Source organism: Halobacteriovorax sp. ZH5_bin.2, assembly GCF_043196375.1.
Lineage (GTDB): Bacteria > Bdellovibrionota > Bacteriovoracia > Bacteriovoracales > Bacteriovoracaceae > Halobacteriovorax_A.
Genome location: NZ_JBEBMJ010000002.1, coordinates 460366 through 478292, shown reverse-complemented (window position 1 = coordinate 478292; position 17927 = coordinate 460366). Strand labels below are relative to the sequence as shown.

Sequence of the window (17927 nt, the reverse complement as noted above, 5' to 3'; positions counted from 1 at the left end):
ATCCTCCTTATATGAGGGCGTTCTCTTCGAGGTATTCAAAGAGTTTGTCCTTTGTCCCGGAAGTGAATTCTTTGTTAGGTGCCATGTAGATTATATTATCTGCTTCTTTCAATATTTCTTTGTGTTCACTACAGAAAACTACGGCAAAGTTTTTCTTAGATAGTTTTAAAAACTTCTTTAATAGCTTGAACTGTTTGTTGATTATGCTTGAGGGAATATCTTCAATGAGAACGACTTTTGCCTGAGTGCAAAATGGAATTGCTAAAACTATTGCAGAGTATAGTTCATTTGTGATTTTTAGTTTCGATTCGCCGCTAAGAGGGGTGTCAATAGTTAGTCCATTTTCCTCAAGAAGCTCTCCAATTCCAAAGAATCCCAAATATATCATGATATCATCTCGAGTGATTAAAGGATTAATATATTTGATATTTTCGTAAATACTCATATCTTTCAATAATGACTTCTTTAAGTTTAGCGTTAGGATATGCTGTCTAAGATAGAGTGTGTCGAATTGTCTATGATCGATTCCTCCAATGAGAATTGAGCCTGATTGGGGAAGGTAGGTTTTGTTGAGTAGTTTTATAAAAGCACTCTTTCCTGATCTTGCACCACCATGAATGCCATAGACCTCATTTGGCCTTATTTTTATATTGATATCACTGAAGACATTTTCCAATGTATCTGGGTATTGAAAAGAGACTGATTTAAAATTTATTTCAAAGTTTTTCGTATAAAGATCCTCACTAGAGCGGTATGTTCGCGTCTCACTACTTTCACAAAAGAGCTTGTGCAATTTTCTAAATGAACAAGATATTGAGTCTAGTCTTTGTATTGAACTCGGTATTTGTTGTGCTGTTGTGAGTATATTCCAAACTAAAACTAAAACAGCGATAAAGTTAGCGATAGCTAATTCTTGATTCCAAACAAGTAGCAGGCCTATGATTGTCGATGCCATGACAATCGTAATGGTGATGACTTTTGAGAAGAACTCTGTTTGATAGGCATTCATCTTATATTGTTGTTCCTTAAAACAAGACATTGAGCTAAGGGATGATAAACGATTTGAAAATATTGGAAATAAGTTCTCCAGATAGATCTCTTCAGAACCTCTTTTAAGTTCATTGACTAGATTATTCTTATTTTCATGTAATTGATCATAGGTTTCTTTCTTGATTCTTATCTTTGTAAGCTCTGAGTAATAAAGAAAAGTTACCATTGGTGCGAGAAAAACGAGAGGGATGGCCATCTCCCATGATAAGAAAAAAATTGGAAAAATGAGAAGAGTATTAAAAATTGTGTCAATGAGCTTCAGATTATTTTCAGATGAAAGGAATTTGACAGCATCTTTAATGTCTTCAAAACGGTTAACTTGAAAGTCAACTTTTTCGATCTCCCTTTGATGATCTGACATTGTGGATATTTTTTGTAGAATTGCTATCTCGAGAATATAGTCAATGCGGTTTGTGCACCAATTGATAATATTTGATCTAATACCACGTGCAAAATAACTAATTACTTGTAGTAAGATAATTCCAGATGTTGCTGGGATGAGGACTTCTAAAGGCCTAGCTCCAGTGATCATTTCGTAAGTAATAAGAACGTAAACCGCAAAGGCCAGTGTGTTAAGTGTATTGATTAAAGATAGGATGAATAACTTTGAAAATTCTTTTTTGAATCTTTTTATAATCGCCTTTGTCCAAGATGCGAAGTTTTTATTTGTATTTCTATATACCTTTTCATTTCTTAGTTCAACTTCATTAAACTCTCTAATAAAGAGAGCATATTTGATAGGAAAATTTTCAAGTTCAATCTGTCGTTTTAGGTCATGGTCATTTATGAGATAAAATATTTCTTCTTCTTTTTCGTAAATCAGAATTAGATGGTCATTCTTAGCACAGAAATCTTCAATATCGATATTTGATATTAATAGGCAGGGAAGAGCGTCGATTTCAACATTTTTTAATTGAAGTTCTATTTTTTTTGCTTCAAGTCCGATTGTCGCTAATGCGTTTATCAAGTCAATTTCTTTCATGTGTCGATATGATATTAAGATTTCATTAACATCTTCGCTGTAGTCATCCTGATACTTTAGCTCCATGAAATTATGAAAGATCATTTTTATATTGGACATATCTCTCCTTAGACTAAATAAGTCTCAATCTCTCCGATACGATTGTTTAGAAGGTCTCGGTTACAGAGTTTTAACAAGTTTTTATCTCTTGTGTTTACGAAGATTATTCGAGACTCTCTAATACTTGCTATATAGTTGAAGATATTGATGTAATTTTCACGATCAACACCCGCTTCAAATTCATTTAGAACGATGACTTCGGGTTCAAGTGCAAGTTGCCTGGTAATGTAGATAAGTGATTTTACTTCATCAGAAATATTATCTTCTACCTCAGAAGTTAGCTTAGTATCTAATCCATGAGGTAGTTTTCTGATGATTTCTCCTAGTCCCAAAACATCGATATAGCTCTGGGCCTTTTTTTCACTAAGAAGACCAAATGAAGTAATATTATCTCTTATTGTTCCATTCCATATATTTGGGGCCGCATTGATAATGGCGATATTCTTATAGAGGCTTAGATCATCAATATCTGATAATTTTAAATCATCGACATAGACTTTATTTGTAATGGACCTAAGATTTGGAGCAAAGAGAAACTCCTTCGTGTCTTTATCTTGATTTTTTAAAGAGATGGTGTCGCCCTTCATAAAAGGAATTTCATGCTTCCTTCCTCTTATGTAAATTGGTATTATCATTGAGTAGATCTTATCGATATTTTTCTTTTCTTTTTCCTGTGATCTTCCCTTTGGGTGAACGATAATATCCGTCATGACCTTTACTTCATGAATTTTTCTCAAGGTCTTAAATATTTTATCTGTTGGTGCTATACAACGATTTGCCAAAATTAGTGACGCAGCAAGGGCACCAATACTCATCATGCCATTAATAACTAAGAAAGCTCCAGTCGCTAGTATTACGACAGATGCGAGCTGCAACATAAGTTGACTCAAATTAAATTGAAAGTTCGCATAACGACTAAGTAAATAGTTGTTCTTAGTTACCGCTGCTTGTTTCTTTTTAAAACGATTGTTGAACAGATTGATTCTTCCAAATTTTCTTAAAACAGTGAGGTTATCTAAAATTTTATAAAGTAGATTGTTTTGCTCGATATCTGCTATATGTTTGAGCTGTATAATTCTAGTCATTCTCTTTATGGAATAAAAAGAAATCATCATATAGAGTGAAAATGAAACAAAGGGGATGAAGGCCATTAATGGGTTGAGGTAGAAGAGAAAGCCAAAATAAAGGCATAAGAATGGAAGTTCTAATAATGTGACAAAACCTTTGCCGGCAAAGAAGTCTTTATTTCTTTGTATTTCCTTTAGGGAATATTGAAAAACTCCAACGTCATAAAAACCAGTATCGGTAATTATTTTCTTTATCAACTCTTGTGATTGCTTGTTTTCAAAACGTGCAGATGCGAAGGTGACAAAGTAGTAGCGTAAGTATTTTAGTGCTGACTCCGCCAATATAAATATTGTAAGGCCAAAGAGAAGCACAATGGCGCTACCAGTATTATGGCCAGGAATGATACGATCAAAGAGTTGCATTAGAACAACTGGTAGGGCCAGGGATATTGTACTTATGACCAGACTCAACATTAATAAGATTCTTAAAGAGATAAGATCCTTATTAAAGACTTTTGAATTATCTTTTATCCATTTCAGTGTCGTGGAGGGAATATGACCGACACTCCTTGGGATATTAATTTCCATGACGTCTCCTACAGTAATTTACTGTAGATGACTGATCGACTTAGCTATCGGTGCTTGTGAGTTAATTAAAACTAAAGATTTGCGCGAACGTTTGCCAGATGCTTTGCTCTCTTTTCAACAAGAGATTCAATGGCCAGTTTTGCTTGATCTAGTTTCTCAATTTTTTCTTCATCTAACATTTTACCGTGGTTAAGAATATCTCCTAAACGGTAAACACCTTGCTTCTTATCAAATTGTGTATCAATGACAGAAGGAGAGCCAAGGTCGACAAAGATTGAGTTACTAGGACAGTGACCAGCAAAGAACTCTTCAGCAAAGATCTTTCCAGAACATCCAATTGTGTTCACATAGCTATTGAATTTGAAGTATTCATTATAGTTCTTCCACTCAATTGCCGTGATATTGATATTTGGAAAATCGTTGATGATTTCTTGTACTTTTTGTGGGTTTCTTGCACTAATGTAAACATTATACTTTTTCATCAAGTGCTTAATTGAATCTCTAGCTAGTTGTCCTGATCCTAAAATAAGGACATCACCAGAATCGTACTTTGATTGAATGATTCTTCTTGTAATACCAGCATAAGATTGCTGTCCAATCTTAATGAGGTGTTCTTTTCTTACTTCTTTAGCATCTTTGAAAAGTTTTTCTAAAACTCTAAGAATAAGTGAAGAACGAATATCTTCTTTAAGGTAATTTGAAAAGGCCTCTTTGAATTGAGCTACGATTTCACTTTCACCTTTGAGTTTACTTTGTAGGCCGCATATTGTTTCTAATAGAAAGTGGTATGCTTTTTTTCCAAAGTAGTATGTACCTAATTGAGTATCTTCTTGAGAGAATTCTGATGTCGTTAAGATAATCGTTCTTTGACATGTAATAAGAACAAACGCACCTGGCATTTTTAGTAGGTGAGTTGGTATATTTTCACTCTTCGTTTGAATGTTTAATAGGTGTATTTTTTGTAACAAAAAATCGTCCTTGCACTGTGTCGTCTATGATTCCTGTGACTTAGATTACCGAAATCGATACCTAAAAGTGTCATGGAATTGTAGACCCTGTTTTTCTTTATCCGTCTTTATAATTTCTATGTGAAGTTGACCTAATTTGTATTGTCTGAGCGTATTAGTCAATAGCTTCTTCCATAATATTACTATCTTATATGTCTGGATTGGGCGCCAATAGAAAAACTATATGGTGTCATCAATACTTGTTCAAAGATGCCTAAAATCCTTTTCACAGCTACAATTCTCTGCTAATTTGTGCCTATCATGAGCTCAATCACTAATAATGCAAACGAAGTAGATAAGAAGAAACCAGAGCAGAAAACTGCGCTAAAGTCCTTTCTGGAGCGACTAAAGGCTCCATTCCTAGCGTTTGATCGCAAGGTCGATGGTGCTATCTCATTCTTTATCGCTCACTATGGTAAAACAAAATTTATGGTGGCCATGTCTAAGAAGATCCAATATTTAGGTATTGAAGGACTTTGGAACAAGGGCCCAAAAGCTTTTATTTATTTTTTCCTATTTTATTTGATCCGAGATACAATACTCTATATTATTATCCCTATTTGGCTGGCCAAGGCCACTTCGTAAATCACATAAGGATTTGTATCTAATAAGTCATGGAATACTTGCAAACGGTTTTATTTTTCATTTCAGGCCTCGCTATTTTTTATTACGGACAACGAATCATCTCTGCTGGAATACAGAGTCTGGGCTCTGGTGCAATCAAGCATATTGCCTCGGATATTGATGGTAAGAACTTTGTCGTCAACTTTTGGAATGGGGCAAGGCTTAGTCTTTTAGCTTTTTCACCGACAATGGCCAATATCGTGACTGTAGGCTTAGTAAATGCAAATCTTATAAGAAAGAATCGCGTGATACCAATGCTATTTGGTTCAGTTATTGGTGCAGTTGCTATCTTTCTTATATTAATGCTCTCAAGGCAAGAGTTAGCACTAAATTTAATGGCATTTGCTCTTATTATTGGATTGATATTTTCTCAGCGTTTTGTAAGAAAACTCACAAAATTACTATTTGGTTTAGCTTTCCTATTCTTAGGAATTTCGGTCATGCATGAGAGCTTAGTTTCTCTTCTGACTTGGAGTTTCGTTCAAGACCTTGTGGTGAGATTCGTTGACTACTCTTTATTTACAAATCTCTTGATTGGATTTGTTATTGGAAGTGTGATCTCTTTCATTCTAAGAAGTCAAACAATGACGTTAGCAATTGCTGTTGTCATGATATTTACGAGAGTCTTTCCAGCTAGTGTTTGTTTTTCAATTATTTGTGCATCAACACTAAGTTCGTTCTTTATTAATTTTAATACTGCACGAAAGGTTGCGAGACCCCTTGCGATTAGGCTTTCTCTTCATCCTCTTGTTCACTACTTAGTTGCTACATTTGCTAGTTTCTTACTTATTGTCATCATTGACCACAATGTTGAAACAACTGTGGGAAATCTTGGTCTCATTATAGTGGGACAATTCTTTGTTATCTCATTAGCAATATTAAATTATTTTTTCTTTAAGAATATTGTGTCTGAATTGATTAAAGGAATGTATCCAGATGCGAAGTTTAAGGATCGTCCTAAGCTTAAGTTTTTGGGGGAGAGAAGACATATCTCTTCGACAATGGCCTATGTATTAGTCGAGTTAGAGATTGGAAAGTTATTAGATATTGTTTCAAGAATGTTTGAAAAATGTCACGAGTATATTGAAAGTCCTACCAAAGGCGCCAGAGCTCTTGCAAAGATTAAAGATTACGAAAAAATTATTGATAATATTCAATTAGAGATTAATGATTTTATCTCAAAAGTAATTGCTAACGGTGCTGAAGAAGTTGAGAGTCGCAATGCCATCAAGCTGATGCAGATTGCCTCAGACCTTGAACAATTAGCAGATAGTCTCGATAAGCTTACAACGATGCTTACTAAGTACTATGAGAATTGGAAGTTATCAGCTGATGAAACAGACCGTCTACTAAGCTACTTTTCTGAAGTACAATCTCTCTATCAAAGAAGCATTGCTGTCTATAAGGGGCAAGTTGCAACTGAAGAAGAGATCAACGAAGTTGTTGTTAGTACTCGAGAACTTAAGAGACATCTTATGACTGAAAGAGAGGACTTTGCGAAAGTTCATCATAAAGAGGATGGACGCAAACATATCTATTATTCGGATATGATGACATCGATTTCAGTGGTACGTGCTAATGTTAGAGAAGTTTACTTACTCCTAACTGGTGTTATCTAATTCCACATATTGGTTAATTCATTCTTACACACAATAATTGGTAACTCTCTCACGATCGTATTTTGATTCTTATTTATTTCATAAGGAAAGAATTTTTTTGTCGAGGCAATCTTTCGATCAATCATACTTTCCTTGTGTCGTCGAGAGGCCTTAACTTTACGGTAACGAATGCACTTCTTTCCACGCATTCGTACACACTGCTTAATAAGAGCAACCTGATCAATTTGGCCCTCGTAATATTGAATTTCTTTTTCGAGTTCAAGCTTTGTATTTGTAATGGGTATAAATTCTTCTCCCTTTGTCGTTCTAATGCGATATTTTCCGAATGGCCGATTTGGTCTTAGTGTAAGGAGGTCTTCTTTCGCCCGCAAGCTTATGTCTAACTTATACTCATAGCAATTATAATTCTCGTCTATGACCTCACTCTGGACATCAATGGAGACAATTTCAATATCGAAGAAGTTAGGAATCTCATAGAAACTTCTCGTTATCTCTGATAAACGCGATTCTTTAGGGCGCTCTTGAGTACAAGATAAGGTCATTACGAAGATTAAGGGTATCATTAGTAGAGCTTTCATAGAAATATGATAGGTTCTACTTAATCTTAATTAAAAGGTCGGTAAGGCTTAATTTAGTTAAAGATTCCTAAAACCAAAGTGCTTGCATTCGTCTGAATGAAATATCTGTATATTCGATCTCTTCAGTATTTGAGGCAAGCCCTCGTCCAACATTAACTTTTTTCTTCGTTGAGAGGTTATCAATTAGAAGCTTATTGAAAACTAAACTTGTCTTAACTAGTGAGTTGGCACCTTCACTTGTCCCTGCTGCAACCTTATCACTTTTTGCAAGAGTGATGTAGTTCTCAAAAACGTAGTAATTATCAGAGAAGCCATTGTCACATAGTTTTGTTAGTTCATAGTGAGTACGATCCATATGCTCTTGCATCGCAAGTGGGAGAGTACTCTTATTAGCACGCTCTCCATTATATGGTAGGTGCCAAACGATATTTTCAATATTGTCGTCAATCTCTTCTTTCAACTGATAATCCCAAATACGAGGTTTATCATTGTAAGAGATGAATTCTTGGTGAAAGTATGCACAGGTCTTAACTTCTTTTTTAAAGCTTGGATAGAGCTGCGAAAATGTTAGGTACTGTTCATAGAGTGAAAGAAAGTAAACTTTCTTATTATCGAGTTTTGAAATATCTTTTGTTGGCTCTTGTCCAACACTTGCTGGCCCACGACTTTTCTTTTTAAAGGTTCTAACCTTATAAGAGGGGATTGGGTTGATTTCACTATCAGAGCGGTCTTCAAAACCTGCAATTTTGCTTTCAATTGTTTCAGTATGATGTGTGCCTGTAGCACAGCTCATTAATGAAGATAGTAAGATTAAAGTTGCTAATTTGTTCATATGATCCACCTCTTATCTATTCTTATCGTCAAAACAGATAAGAGGTTTAGGCAAAATATGCTCATTTCATATGAATATTTAGCTTAGAAATTATTTGAAATAATAACGAGCAAGCCCTAGGGCCCTTTCGTGATCAAGGGTTCCACCACTTGTACAAAGGTTGTTCAAAGTAGTCAGCTTCTTGGCCGACTTCTCTAGTATGTCTTTAACCATAGAGGCATCAATATCTTTCTTGTAGTAATGGGCCATGGCAAAGATCATTGCAGCAGTATTCGTCACTTGTGGTGCAGCTTGAGATGTTCCGTTAATTGGAACATAGCGATCTCCTGGAGTACATGAGCTAATGGCAACTCCTGGTGCAAAGATAGTCACAGTCTTCTTTCCAAAATTTGAAAAGTAGGCCTTATCCTTATTGTGTTCGTCAATTGCAGCTACTGAGATCACATTATCTGCAATGATCGACGAAGGGTAGTGAAGAAAAGTGTCGGTATCATCCTTCTTATTTCCAGCAGAGAATACAAAAAGCATTTTTGGATATGACTTTACAACTTCTAGGCCTTTGATCATCAGGCCATTCATATAATCATCACGCATTTGAGTGATGAGCTTTTCGTATTTTTTATTAACCTCTTTTTCACTCAGATCGAATTCTTCTTGGAAGTGACCATTGATCATATCGTAGGCCGGCTCCCAGCTCTGTCCCCAAGAGGCATGGTAAATATTCGAAAAATTTGACGAGTATTTCACTGTCTCACTCATCTTAGTGATCATCCAATCTTGATAGTAAGCAAGATAGTTTTCAATATTTCTAATCTTAAGGTATGACTTCTTATTCTTACTAGGAACAAATTCTTTCTTTGCAAATAGTCCAACAGGATCGTCACCGAGATAGCGAATTGGAAGAAATTGAATATCATTAGACTTTAATTCATAAGGCAGTGCCTTTGTATTCATGGCCAAGCATGCAACATGTGAGCCGTGAGTATAAGAAGAGAAATCATCTCGACTATCCATAAAATCATCATCTTTACGAATTTCTTTGTACCACTCAAGTTCACTTTCAGTTGCCGTTTTAAGAGTCTTCCTCTTTCTAACTTCGTAGTATTCAAAAACTCTAGGATCAAAAGTTCCAATCAGGCTCGAGTCAAAAACTTCTGCTGAGTTTTGAATATAATTCCACCCATTAACATCATCAATTTTACCATTTTGGTCGCTATCCTTGCCATTGCTATACTCAAGTCGATTTGTATAGAGTTGACCCTTTAGATCGATATGGTTGATATCAATTTGATTATCACTAATAGCAACAACAGATGTTGCAAAAGTTGGTAACGCAAGAAGCCAGATTAGTATGTGTTGTGTGATTTGATGCATAGAAAATTTTTAAATGATCTTTTTCATCCTTGCAATTGCATCGCGTAATTTTAGGATTCTTTAATCTTATTTCAATAGCTTATAAATTACATAAACAGGGTAGTGGTCAGAGGGATTATTCCAAATATCAGAGCGTTTGCGCGGTGGCCCTAATACTTTACCTACTGAGTTGCGGTAGCGATAAACCGCCGCATCAGCGATTTGAGATTTAAACTTTTCATCGATAAAAAGGTAGTCTAGCTGCAACGGGTGTGCCGCTTGCCCAACAAATTGATAAAATGTCGTTCGGTATTCTAGTGGAAGTTGGAAGATTCCCAAAACATCCTTGAGATTTGTTTCACTATACAGTGAAGTAAATTCATCGTCTGTATTTTCACTTGAAGCATTACCATTGAAGTCACCACATAGAATTACAGGGGTCTCATTGTAGAGTGTACATTCTTGTTTATAGACGTGAACCAATAACTCAAGTTCGGCCTTTCTTCGTCTAACTGAACGAAAGTCATGGCCGGTGTCATCATCACGTTGTGACTTTAAGTGAACATTCAATAGACTCATTATGTGCTGTGTTTTTTCTTGATCTTTAAAAATTCGCAGGTGAGAGAAGTCTCTTGAGAGAAAGTAATTAGTCTCATCTTCCTCGTGTAAGATAAAATCGATTTCCTTTTCAGTATGAGATAGGTGCTCAAAGTAAAAAGGAAGTCCTTTTCTTACCAGGAATGCATTCTCAATCCCACGATCACTATTTCCTTGGTTGTGATAGATTTCATACTCGCTTGATAAGTAGTTATCATTGAAGTAATGGAGGCTTTCAATGTAGCCAATTTCCGTTAATGCGTAGATATCCGCATTGATCTCATTAAAAACAGTACGAAGCTGATTAAGATTTAATGGTGATTTGAAGTAGTTGAGATTTGGTGGATGAGCGAGAGCATCCTTAATAAAGAGATTTTCTAGATTGTAAACACAAAGCTCAATTTCTTCTATTTGTTTCTGTTGCAATTAACAGCTCCATCCAAAAATATAGCGAAAGTACTTCTTCGCTTTTGCATCATAGATTAGTTTACAATATGCACTTTGATAGAGCTTTTGACTATTGATTTTCTTAAACTTAGCTAAGAGTTCCTCGCTGCAAACTGCGCCTTGTATTTCACGGTTTTCAAGAGTTGTTGTATGGAGAGTGATTTTTTCATTTTCAATTTTAAATTTAAAATCGACTCCGCGATACTCTTGCTGAAAGAAAATAGCATTCCCATTTGTATAAAAGGGAAGAGTGTGGCGTGGTATAATGATTGGTTTTTCTTGTCCTTCTTTAAACATAATATTTGGAAGGATATCTTGAGAGTCTTTTAATTCTTTTGTGCTCTTAAGAAATCTAATCCCTTCGTAGATTGGTTGTCTATCGTTGATGATCTTTCCAAATTTATCTTTTTGTGGATGATGAAAGTTACATTTTGATTGGTATGTTATCGTGTTATTATTTTTTGGAAGAGTTGTCCAGAATGTAAAGGGAAGGCCATGCTTAGCTGCAAAATTCTTCTTCATTTTTAGACTGCCCTTTAAGAAAGTCTCCTTGAACTCCTCTGATATAGCACCCATTTTTGCAGTACATGCTGAATTCTCAGGACATCCTTTAATTAGGTGTTCAACCATATGTGGCTTAAACTCAACCTCTTCAATCACCTTTGGTGGAACTTGAGGGCCTAGCGCAAGTGAGATATGAGCGATATTAGTAACGAGAAGTGCTTTAAAGTAATTATTCATATCTAAATTGTATATGGAATTTGAATAATTCTCAAAATAAAAAAGCCCGTATTATACGGGCCTTTAAAGGGGGGAGGGGTATTTTATTATTGTGATCTTGAGTTAACTTTTCCTCCAAGGATAAAGTCAATCTGATCATCAACTGTGTACTTTTCTGTTGTTTCACCTCTGCGGATATCATTGATCGTTGGCTGGTTTGGATTTACACGATCACTATTTCCTTTTTGGGCCATGAAGTTTTGCTTTTCTTGAGCTTCAAACTTTACGATGACTTTTTGCTCATCTTCATCGCTATCAATCTTTGCAGAGTTTACTCTTGTTTCAATTGTTGCCTTTGTTTCAATATCATCTAAAGTATCTTTTTCATTTACTGGGTTGTTAATACATTCTAATTTAGAGAACTCAAGTGCTCTAATATCGCTTGCAAATGTTGAAATCTTACCGTTTGACTGAAGAACTCTAAGGTCTGCATTAAATTCCATACGGTCCTTTCTCGACGTTTCAAAATCTTCTGTAACTGTTCCTGCCTCTACATTATCACCAAGATCAAAGATCCCTCTCTTTGTAATTTTAAAGGCAGCTGAAGATCCAGCACCATCAAATCTTGACTCTAACTGGTCACTAACTTCTTGAGGAGTTCTAACTTGTCCCATATGCTCTTTTTCAGCAATAGAAATTAGTGCACTCTTTGCTTTTGCTTTTTTGTCACCAAGGATGTTTTGGCAAATAGCATTTGGATCAGAAACCTTTTGAAGATAGATCTCTTTGTTACCGTCAAATATCTTATACTTTAGTGATGCACGGTACGCGATAATAGGTGAGTTATCGTAGTAATCTCTTAGATCTTCTGTTGTAAGTTCAATTGACTCACGATCTTTGATAAAGTCAGCATGTTTCTGTTCATCTTTTGCAATATTAGTTTGTTTCTTTTGAAACTTTTCTTCTGCAATCTTATACTTTTCAAGATCACATCTCTCTTTATACTTATTGTACCTTTCTTGGAAATCTTTATCGAAGTCACTAATCTTCTCAAAACCTTTTCTTTCAAACTTTCTCTCTACGATCGTACAAATATTTGCATAGGCCGAAAGTGGAATTAATCCAGTGAAGATGGCAACTTTAATCAGTGTTGATAGATTTTGCTTTTTCATAGTTTCCCCATTTGCTTTTTTCATTTTTAAAATTAGATACTATGTGTAAAGCAATAGGTGTGCCAAAATTCTGATAGGGTAAGTTGTTGAATTTTAGTTAAGTGTGAAGATTGTTCTGTCTAAGAAATGAACAGTGTATGAATCTTATTCACAGTAGAAGTGGTGATTCCAGCGGAAGCCTTTAATGAAGCTTGAGTAGTTTGCATCATCTGCTGTTAAGTCATCCATTGAATCGACAATTGAGTTATAGCCTTTCAGTTGTGTATCTTCAGTAAAGTAACCAGCTGCAGGCTGTGGGTAGTAATTATCAAAGGCGCTACCAGTTCTTACTTTTCCAAGCTGACAAAAGCGGTTACCGATTTGATTTAGTTTCGATTTAACAGTATCGGCGTTAGCACCCTCAACCAGAGGAAATCCTGTTCTAAGATCGTAGTGTTTTTCTGGATCAAGAGACATATCGGCACTTTCAGTTACGATACCTTCAGAAGAGATAAATAGATTTAAATAAGTATTTATATTTGTCCCACTAGGTAGGCGACATTCATAAGTATTATCTTCATTTAAGACACCAAAGCCTGAACAACACATTGAACCTGGATCCGTGACATTTGTTCCAAGCTTTGAACAACATTTAAAATCGTTTGCCGCAAAGATTTGTGGTAGGGCAATCGTTGATCCATCAGTCTTATAATAGACTTGGTTATCAATATCATCAGCAGTTCCAATATTTGGATCAGTTGCTGGAATTCGATCAGGATCTGTAAAGAATGGATCACTTACTTCATTATAGATACCTTCAACAAGGCGTCCTTCATTTGAAGTATGAGCGAGTGGATTGGCCTTTTCATCATTACAACGAATGGCCTCATACGTCACTTGTGGTACACCAAGAAGTTCATATCTTTCAAAGATACTCTCGTAATACTTTTGTCCACCTGGAATCGTTCCAAATGCACTTGCTGGGAAGTTATATCTGAAAGATACCCATCCAATCTGCATTGGTGTAGGAGCCGAAAGTAGGTCATTATTAATTCTAAAGAACATATATCTTAAGTTATTTTCTGTAACTGTACAGTAAGCAGGCTGACCAATTGAAGCAAGTGCAAGTTCAGCTCCTGCAACGCTTGGACAGATAACTTCAGTCATCGCTGCTTCATCGTGTGTTGAAAGGTCTGAAAAATCTGTTGCATCTGGATCAGTGATATAGTTTAAGATAACATCATTAATCGATGCACCATCTACATAATCAGGGATATAAATTGCAAGAGTTTGTTGTTCAAGATCATCAGCGCCAAGTGCCGGAGCAATAGGGTTATTGAAACCTGCTGGTTTTACAACGACTGGTGAGTAAGGTGCATTGAATGTGTCATTGAAACCTGTATTTTGATAAAGTCCAAATGCTATTTTTGTATTAAATAGCGTTCCCGACTCATCTGCAGGGTAGAAACTAATACGCCCATCAATGGCCGAAGTCGTATTGATATTTTCAGGAGTGGCGCTAGAGTTAGCATCAATATTTGCTTGAATACTACCAATAGGATCACCTGGTCTAAGCCATACAAATGGTTGTCCAACTTCACCATTATAAGTGCGGTATCCACCAATTGAACTCATGAAAGAGTACTCCATTAGCCAGTTATTGCGATAGAGTGGTTGAAGCTCTTCGCGCCAAGACTTCATTGAGTAGTTTAGACAAGCCAACTTTGTCGGTGAAAGATTTAAGCGTCCACCAGCTGTCCAGTTATTTGTTCCATCTTCAAACTTTCTAATGAAACCACCGCCACAACAATTTGATTGACCAGTTTCATTGATAATTAGGGCCTGCCCATTATCAGGTAGAACTCCTGGTTCAATCTTCATCTCAACTGAACTTGTGTTATAAGTTTCTGAAGCAATATAGCGTGAGTAGCGTCCTGTTGCATCTGGAGAGTCATTAGACGTTATTCTTGTGTTTAGGGCCTCGTTTTGTGAGTCATAACCAGGGAATGCAGTATTTGTCTCAACTTGAGTGTACATTGTGAAGTCTTTTGAAATTTCACGACAACAACGGTTTTGTCCCATGTCGTAGTTATAATAACTACCAGCAAGAATTGTATTAAGTAGAGGCTCTTGTTGGCTTTGCCCACATACTAGTTCTTCTTCCCAAAACTTCTGCTCTGCTATTGTGTCTCCAAAGCTAGCAGGTGAGAGTCCTCTGGCAACATCTGCATGAAGGCGGTTAGGCCCACAGTCTAAGTTTGTATGGCAAACAGCTCCTGCTCTTCTAATACAGGCATTTGCTGCAAGTGTTTCTGTTTGTAGTTGAAGGATATCTTGGATAAGTCCTGCTTCAATTGATTTGAAAGAAGAGGACTCGTCTGTGTCAACAGAAGCTGCCGAACACATATTTTGTAAAATAGAAGGCACATTGATTGAAGCATCTTCAACTGTTACATAATTTCCATCAGTATCAAATACTGGACATGAACGTGTACGATTCACTCCTGTTGCATCTTCATTACAAGAAGCTATTTGAGAGATATAGTCAGTTCGGTTCTTATTATCTTCAGATTCGTGACGGCTTTCAAAACCATTTGTTGTATCAGTTGATCGTCCTGGAACACAAAGTCCAACATCTCCAGGTCCAAATGTTCCAGATGCTGCGTAAATAGATAGGTTAGCAGCAATGGCCTGCTGAATATTTGTCGGTAGCTCTTCGCCACGATTACTATAACTAATTGGTCTGCCTAGAACACTGGCCGCTTGTCCGTAGAGAATTGCTGTTGGCTCATTAGGTGAGCGAATAAGTTCTTTTGAAAAGCTTGCTGAGTCTAGGGCCGCACAGTAAAAATTTGGTGCACAAGTTAGAAGCTTTGTATGAGTTGATTTCTTTACATTAGTTGTTGGACTTAGCTTACACAGAGAACCTGCTCCACGGTAAACACATCTCTTATTCTGCCCGCTACTAATATTTGTATTTAAGATAGAAGAGAGTGAAACACCTTCTCTTGAATAGTTATTTCTTTCAAATGCATCAATATCAAATTTTGGCCAATTTGTTTTAACGTCAGTTACTTGAGCACAGGCATATTCCCATCCAAGTTTGGCAACGCAGTCACTATCAACATTACAGGCATGCATATACTGGCAACTAGCACCATATCCTTGTCCTGCTGCTGATGGGTCTTTTGAAAAGTCCCAGTCGTAATCTGCTGCTGTTTGTCCACCAAGGTCTTCAACTACAGATACTGTATAATTTGTATTCTGAGCAAGGTCTGCAAATGGAGCATTGATTGCTAAGAAAAGCTTTTGAGTTGTTGAGCGAACACGTCTTCCTGCTCCAACTGAGAACCATGAAACTCCATCAAATGATCCGATTAGGGCACCCTGATTGAATCCATACCAATCTCTTTGGTAACCATTAACAAACATGGCCGCTTGAGTCTCAAGTCGATTTCTTCTTTGAACACCGGCATCTGCATAACTAATATGTGAACTAGGTAGCATTGTTGGAGGAACCCAACATGCACGTCCAAAAATAGTATCTTCATAGTTACCGTATGTCGTATTACTTCCAATGGCAGCTCGATCTGTCGTGTAACCACGCCAAGTTAGACCGTAGCCCTTACTTGTCTCAGGTTGTGAGCTAAATACTTTTTGCCAAGCATCTTGTTGGCAGTATGGACAAGGAGTCGCGTAGCCACTTGTAACTGAAACGATATAAACTTTATCAACTTCTACATCAATGGCCTTGGCCGGTTGAGCTTGTTGAAGATCAAGTGTCATCTGACCAATAACTGCATTCATATTATATGATGTTTCTAAAGGCCCGGCCTTGTTAGCATCATCTAGGTAGTAGAATGTATCTCCCTCTTGATTTGTTCCTTCTGGGATCTCTGTTAGATCATCATAAGGAGTACCTGCAAGAGAGAAGAAGCGGTGAGGGGCACTTTTTCCTGAAACTAGTACTGATAAGTTTTGGAAAGGCTTATCTTCATTTTCAGCAACAGGAATATCACATTGTATATTTAAAATATTACCGTTAGAGTTTTTCTCGGCCTTTAGGCCATAATCAATACAGCGAGAATCTAGTTGTAGTTCTCCACCGATGTAAGTTGGCTCAAATGAACATCCACACTTCTGCCATACTTTTACACGAACACTGTCGAGATCAGGATCACAGCTATCAAGCTGTCCAAGTAGACACTTGTAGTCTTCAATATCTTTTAATAACTGTTGGTTGGCATCGTCGATAGGGTCACCATCAGAACCGTCGTTATCATCTTCATCTGGATCGATATTAATCGGACATACATAGAATAGTTCAGGATAATTTTTGAAGCTATTAGCATCTTCTAGAATCTCTGCTAAAGCAGTTTTGTAGGCAGAGCTATTTTGATCTGTTTCAGGGCGAACTTCACCATCAATAACACATTGGCCATTTAGGCAACAATTGTAACCTTGTTGCTGACATGAAGTATTCGTACAACTACCACCTGGTGTTGTCGAAGATCCATTAACATTCGTCGTGATAGATAGGCTAGAGAGGTTTACTGAAGTACTTGAAACAGGTGCTTGCTTTAAAATACCATAAACAGACTCGTGAAGCGTCAGTTTTATCGTTGTAAAGCTTGTTGAACACTCAGGACAAATCGTCGCTAGGCTATAGGCCGCTTCATTTGCATCAACTAGTACAGATGATCCTGTTGAAGTGTAGCTTACGATATTATCACCACCACAAAAAGCAGCGTTGTCAGCAGCATTAGCAATATTAATTCTTAAACTTGTTTCTTGTGACTTACTTGACTTAATAGGAGTGGCCACAAGTCTCACTTGAGGCTTCTTATCAACACCTGTTGAGCTTGCCGTATTAATTGATCCAATTAGACAAAATACTGAGTTCTTCTTATCTTGTGAAACGATGTAGTTATTAACAATTCCGCCAACAAGATAGATGCTGCCCGTATCTTCAGAGTTAAGGGTAAGTGCACCATCAACATATTGGCCTTTGGCATACCATGAAGGGTCAGTAGGATTTTCGACAATATAATCTGAAGACTCTTGTTCCGAGTCATTTGAATCTAGATTAGAGCGGCGGTTATTGGCCGCTTCCATACAAGATGTAAGGAGCATCAGTGTGCTTATGAATGTGAGTAAACTTATTTTAAATTTCATTGGTTTACATTTTCCTACCCATTCACTTTTCGTGAAAT

General features: G+C 36.6%; 12 protein-coding genes. 2 read left to right on the top strand and 10 right to left on the bottom strand.

Going from position 1 to position 17927, the window contains the following annotated elements:
• Nucleotides 1-7: 7 nt before the first annotated feature.
• From ABMA76_RS07415 to ABMA76_RS07405, 3 genes are all read right to left on the bottom strand, one after another.
• Nucleotides 8-2131: an ATP-binding cassette domain-containing protein gene (locus tag ABMA76_RS07415; RefSeq protein WP_393061284.1), complete on the bottom strand. Its 2124-nt coding sequence runs from the start codon at nucleotides 2129-2131 to the stop codon at nucleotides 8-10.
• 8 nt (nucleotides 2132-2139) lie between these two features.
• Complete coding sequence (locus tag ABMA76_RS07410; RefSeq protein ID WP_393061282.1) at nucleotides 2140-3786, bottom strand: ABC transporter transmembrane domain-containing protein; 1647 nt, start codon at nucleotides 3784-3786, stop codon at nucleotides 2140-2142.
• A 71-nt stretch (nucleotides 3787-3857) separates the two neighbouring features.
• Complete coding sequence (locus ABMA76_RS07405; protein WP_393061280.1) at nucleotides 3858-4754, bottom strand: hypothetical protein; 897 nt, start codon at nucleotides 4752-4754, stop codon at nucleotides 3858-3860.
• 300 nt (nucleotides 4755-5054) lie between these two features.
• Here ABMA76_RS07405 and ABMA76_RS07400 point away from each other — a divergent pair, with 300 nt between their 5' ends.
• Nucleotides 5055-5378, top strand: coding sequence for a hypothetical protein (locus ABMA76_RS07400; protein ID WP_392907523.1), 324 nt, complete (start codon nucleotides 5055-5057; stop codon nucleotides 5376-5378).
• Between the two features lie 29 nt (nucleotides 5379-5407).
• Nucleotides 5408-7036 (top strand): PhoU domain-containing protein, encoded by a 1629-nt coding sequence (locus ABMA76_RS07395; RefSeq protein WP_392907525.1) that lies wholly within the window; start codon nucleotides 5408-5410, stop codon nucleotides 7034-7036.
• Here the strand turns inward: ABMA76_RS07395 and ABMA76_RS07390 are convergent.
• The 7 genes from ABMA76_RS07390 to ABMA76_RS07360 form a co-directional block, all read right to left on the bottom strand.
• The gene (locus ABMA76_RS07390; RefSeq protein ID WP_392907527.1) at nucleotides 7033-7614 is read right to left on the bottom strand and encodes a hypothetical protein; all 582 of its coding nucleotides are present in this window, start codon (nucleotides 7612-7614) and stop codon (nucleotides 7033-7035) included. The two genes, ABMA76_RS07395 and ABMA76_RS07390, sit on opposite strands and share 4 nt — an antisense overlap.
• Nucleotides 7615-7681: 67 nt before the next feature.
• On the bottom strand, nucleotides 7682-8446 hold the full coding sequence (locus ABMA76_RS07385) for a hypothetical protein (RefSeq protein WP_392907529.1): 765 nt from the start codon (nucleotides 8444-8446) through the stop codon (nucleotides 7682-7684).
• A 90-nt stretch (nucleotides 8447-8536) separates the two neighbouring features.
• On the bottom strand, nucleotides 8537-9820 hold the full coding sequence (locus ABMA76_RS07380) for a S8 family serine peptidase (protein ID WP_392907532.1): 1284 nt from the start codon (nucleotides 9818-9820) through the stop codon (nucleotides 8537-8539).
• A 66-nt stretch (nucleotides 9821-9886) separates the two neighbouring features.
• Nucleotides 9887-10822, bottom strand: coding sequence for an endonuclease/exonuclease/phosphatase family protein (locus ABMA76_RS07375; RefSeq protein WP_392907534.1), 936 nt, complete (start codon nucleotides 10820-10822; stop codon nucleotides 9887-9889).
• Nucleotides 10823-11584: a hypothetical protein gene (locus ABMA76_RS07370; RefSeq protein ID WP_392907535.1), complete on the bottom strand. Its 762-nt coding sequence runs from the start codon at nucleotides 11582-11584 to the stop codon at nucleotides 10823-10825.
• 86 nt (nucleotides 11585-11670) lie between these two features.
• Nucleotides 11671-12735 carry a hypothetical protein gene (locus tag ABMA76_RS07365; RefSeq protein WP_392907537.1) on the bottom strand — a complete coding sequence of 355 codons (1065 nt, stop codon included), beginning with the start codon at nucleotides 12733-12735 and terminating at the stop codon, nucleotides 11671-11673.
• A gap of 144 nt (nucleotides 12736-12879) precedes the next feature.
• Nucleotides 12880-17889 carry a hypothetical protein gene (locus ABMA76_RS07360; RefSeq protein WP_392907539.1) on the bottom strand — a complete coding sequence of 1670 codons (5010 nt, stop codon included), beginning with the start codon at nucleotides 17887-17889 and terminating at the stop codon, nucleotides 12880-12882.
• Between the last annotated feature and the right edge of the window lie 38 nt (nucleotides 17890-17927).